The sequence below is a fragment of the Methylobacterium sp. B1 genome (assembly GCF_000333255.1).
GTDB classification, from domain to species: domain Bacteria; phylum Pseudomonadota; class Alphaproteobacteria; order Rhizobiales; family Beijerinckiaceae; genus Methylobacterium; species Methylobacterium fujisawaense.
In genome coordinates, this window is record NZ_BACT01000640.1 from 1 (window position 1) to 2808 (window position 2808).

The 2808-nt window shown below is 69.9% G+C and carries 2 protein-coding genes and 1 pseudogene; all 3 read right to left on the minus strand.

The genetic code is table 11. The features are described 5' to 3' along the window. Nucleotides 1–5: 5 nt before the first annotated feature. Nucleotides 6–473 (minus strand): annotated as a pseudogene (locus I53_RS18900) (acyltransferase family protein); the annotation flags it as partial. Beyond that, nucleotides 470–1342 (minus strand): glycosyltransferase family 2 protein, encoded by an 873-nt coding sequence (locus tag I53_RS18905; RefSeq protein WP_043353496.1) that lies wholly within the window; start codon nucleotides 1340–1342, stop codon nucleotides 470–472. The gene I53_RS18905 and the pseudogene I53_RS18900, both read right to left, overlap by 4 nt. A 34-nt stretch (nucleotides 1343–1376) precedes the next feature. Beyond that, a partial coding sequence (gene aspS, locus I53_RS18910) for an aspartate--tRNA ligase (RefSeq protein WP_043353500.1) occupies nucleotides 1377–2808 on the minus strand: 1432 nt, incomplete at its 5' end.

Sequence of the window (2808 nt, forward strand, 5' to 3'; positions counted from 1 at the left end):
CGTCAGACCGTTCCGAGGGGCGCCCGGTACGGGTTGCTCTCGAAGACGCCGGGGAGGGCGGCGTTGCTCTTGAAGGTCGTCAGCGTCCCACGGATGAACGACCACAGGCCGGGGTCGCCCAGATACGCGGAGACGGGCAGGCGGGTCATGGCCGCGCCGAGCCCCAGCGATACAACCAGCGTCGCCGCCACGAGTCCCGGCAGGATCCGCAGGGTCCGCGCGATGGCGTAGTCGCGGATGCCGCGGCGGTCGCAGCTCATGGTGACGAGGAAACCCGACACGGCGAAGAAGCCGTTCACCGCGTGCTCCCCGAGCGTGTAGCCGGTCAGACGGGCGAGAGGCTCGTCGCCGGCCGCGCCGGTCGCGACGCTGAACGCGTGGGACACGACGACCGCCAGGGCCAGCATCAGCCGCAGGCCGGTGAAGCCGTTGCGCTGGGCTTCGAGTGCGGCCGCGATCGTCGAGGCGCTCATTTGGTCAGGCCCTCTTGGGCCAGGGCTTCGCGGCCGCGCAGGAAGGCGAGGGCGCCCGCGGCCGAGCCGCCGTAGCGCTCCAAGCCCGACCGGCGCAGAACCAGCGCCGACAGCAGCGCCTTCGGGACGTTGGTCATCAGGGTGGCGCGGCTCGGGTCGGGAAGGCCGTACTTGCGGCTGACATAGGCGCGCGACCAAGCCTGATGCCAGCGCGATCGGAACACGCGGCCCGGCTCCGGCGCCGAGGACCGGCCGCGACCGTGCAGCGCTTCGGCACCGTGGACGTGGATCAGCGCTCGGCCGCGATCGGCGACGCGCCGGCAGAGATCATCGTCCTCATAGAACAGGAAGATGTTCTCGTCGAAGCCGCCGAGATCCAGGAACAGGGCGCGCGGCATCATCAGGCAGGCCCCGGAGAGGAACGGTGCGCAGGCATCGCCCTGGGGCAGCGCGGGCCGGCCGCCGGGATTGGCGAGATAGGGCGCCAGCAGCGAGCGTGCCTGGAAGAAGAAGCGCCCATCGGGTTCGACGAGGCGCGGGGCCAGAAGGCCCGCATCGGGCCACATCCGGGCGGCCTCCAGCAGGGCATCCACCGCCCCCGGACGCAGGACCACGTCCGGGTTGACGATCAGGATGTGCTCCGCCGTCTCGGCGGCCCGGACGCCCCGGTTGTTGGCGCGGCCGTAGCCCTCGTTGCGGGCGTTGCGGATCACCTGCGCGCCGGCGGCTTCCGCGACCGCCGCGGAAGCGTCGCGGCTGGCATTGTCGACCACGATCGCCGGGACGTGCTGACCGGCGAGCGCGGCGAGGCAGCCGGGCAGCACCGCGGCGCTGTCGTGGGCGACGACGATCGCGACGAGGCTCGGCACCGCGCGGCCGGTCCGCGGCCGGTCTAAACGGACCTCAGGCCTTCTTCTCGGGCAGGTTGAGGCGGATGTGCAGCTCGCGCAGCTGCTTCGGGGTCGCCTCCGAGGGCGCGCCCATCATCAGGTCCTCGGCGCGCTGGTTCATCGGGAACAGCACCACCTCACGGATGTTCGGCTCGTTGCACAGGAGCATGACGATGCGGTCCACACCCGGCGCGATGCCGCCGTGCGGCGGGGCGCCCATGCGGAGCGCATTCAGCATGCCGCCGAACTTCTGCTCCAGCACCTCGTGGCCGTAGCCGGCGATGGCGAAGGCCTTCTCCATCACGTCCGGACGATGGTTGCGGATCGCGCCCGAGGACAGCTCCACGCCGTTGCAGACGATGTCGTACTGGAAGGCCTTGATCCCGAGGATCCGCTTGGTGTTCGCGCCGTTCTCATCCTCGCTGGCGAGGGCGTCGAGGTCGAGCGCCAGGAACTCCTCGCGGTCGATGTTCGGCATCGAGAACGGGTTGTGGGAGAAGTCGATCCGCTTCTCCTCCTCGCTCCACTCGTACATCGGGAAGTCGGTGATCCAGCAGAACGCGTACTGGTCCTTGTCGCAGAGGCCCAGCTCGTCGCCGATGCGGATGCGCGCCTTGCCGGCAAGGCCGGCAGCCTTGGCCTCGGGACCGGCGGAGAAGAAGACCGCGTCGCCGGCCTTCGCGCCCGCCCGCTCGGCGATCAGCGCCTGAACCTCGGCCGGGATGAACTTGGCGATCGGCCCCTTGCCGGAGAGCTGGCCGTTCTCCTCCTCGAACACGACGTAGCCGAGGCCCGGCGCACCCTCGGAGCGGGCCCAGTCGTTGAGCCTGTCGAAGAACGAGCGCGACTGCGCCGCCGCGCCAGTCGCCGGAATCGCCCGGACCGCGCCGCCGGAGGCGATCACGCCCTTGAACGCCTTGAACGCCACGTCATCGCGGGCGAACAGGTCGGTGACGTCGGCGATGATCAGCGGGTTGCGCAGGTCCGGCTTGTCGACACCGTATTTCAGCATCGAATCCGCGTAGGTGATGCGCGGGAATTCCTTCGTGACGCGCTTGCCGTCGGCGAACTCCTCGAACACCCCGCGCAGGACCGGCTCCACCGCCTGGAACACGTCCTCCTGGGTAACGAAGCTCATCTCGATGTCGAGCTGGTAGAACTCGCCCGGCGAGCGGTCGGCGCGGGCGTCCTCGTCGCGGAAGCAGGGCGCGATCTGGAAATAGCGGTCGAAGCCCGCGATCATCGTCAGCTGCTTGAACTGCTGCGGCGCCTGCGGGAGGGCGTAAAACTTGCCGGGATGGACCCGCGACGGCACGAGGTAGTCGCGGGCGCCCTCGGGCGAGGAGGCGGTCAGGATCGGGGTCTGGAACTCGAAGAAGCCGCCGTCGCGCATCCGGCGGCGGAGCGAATCGATGATCGCGCCACGCTTCATGATGTTCGCGTGG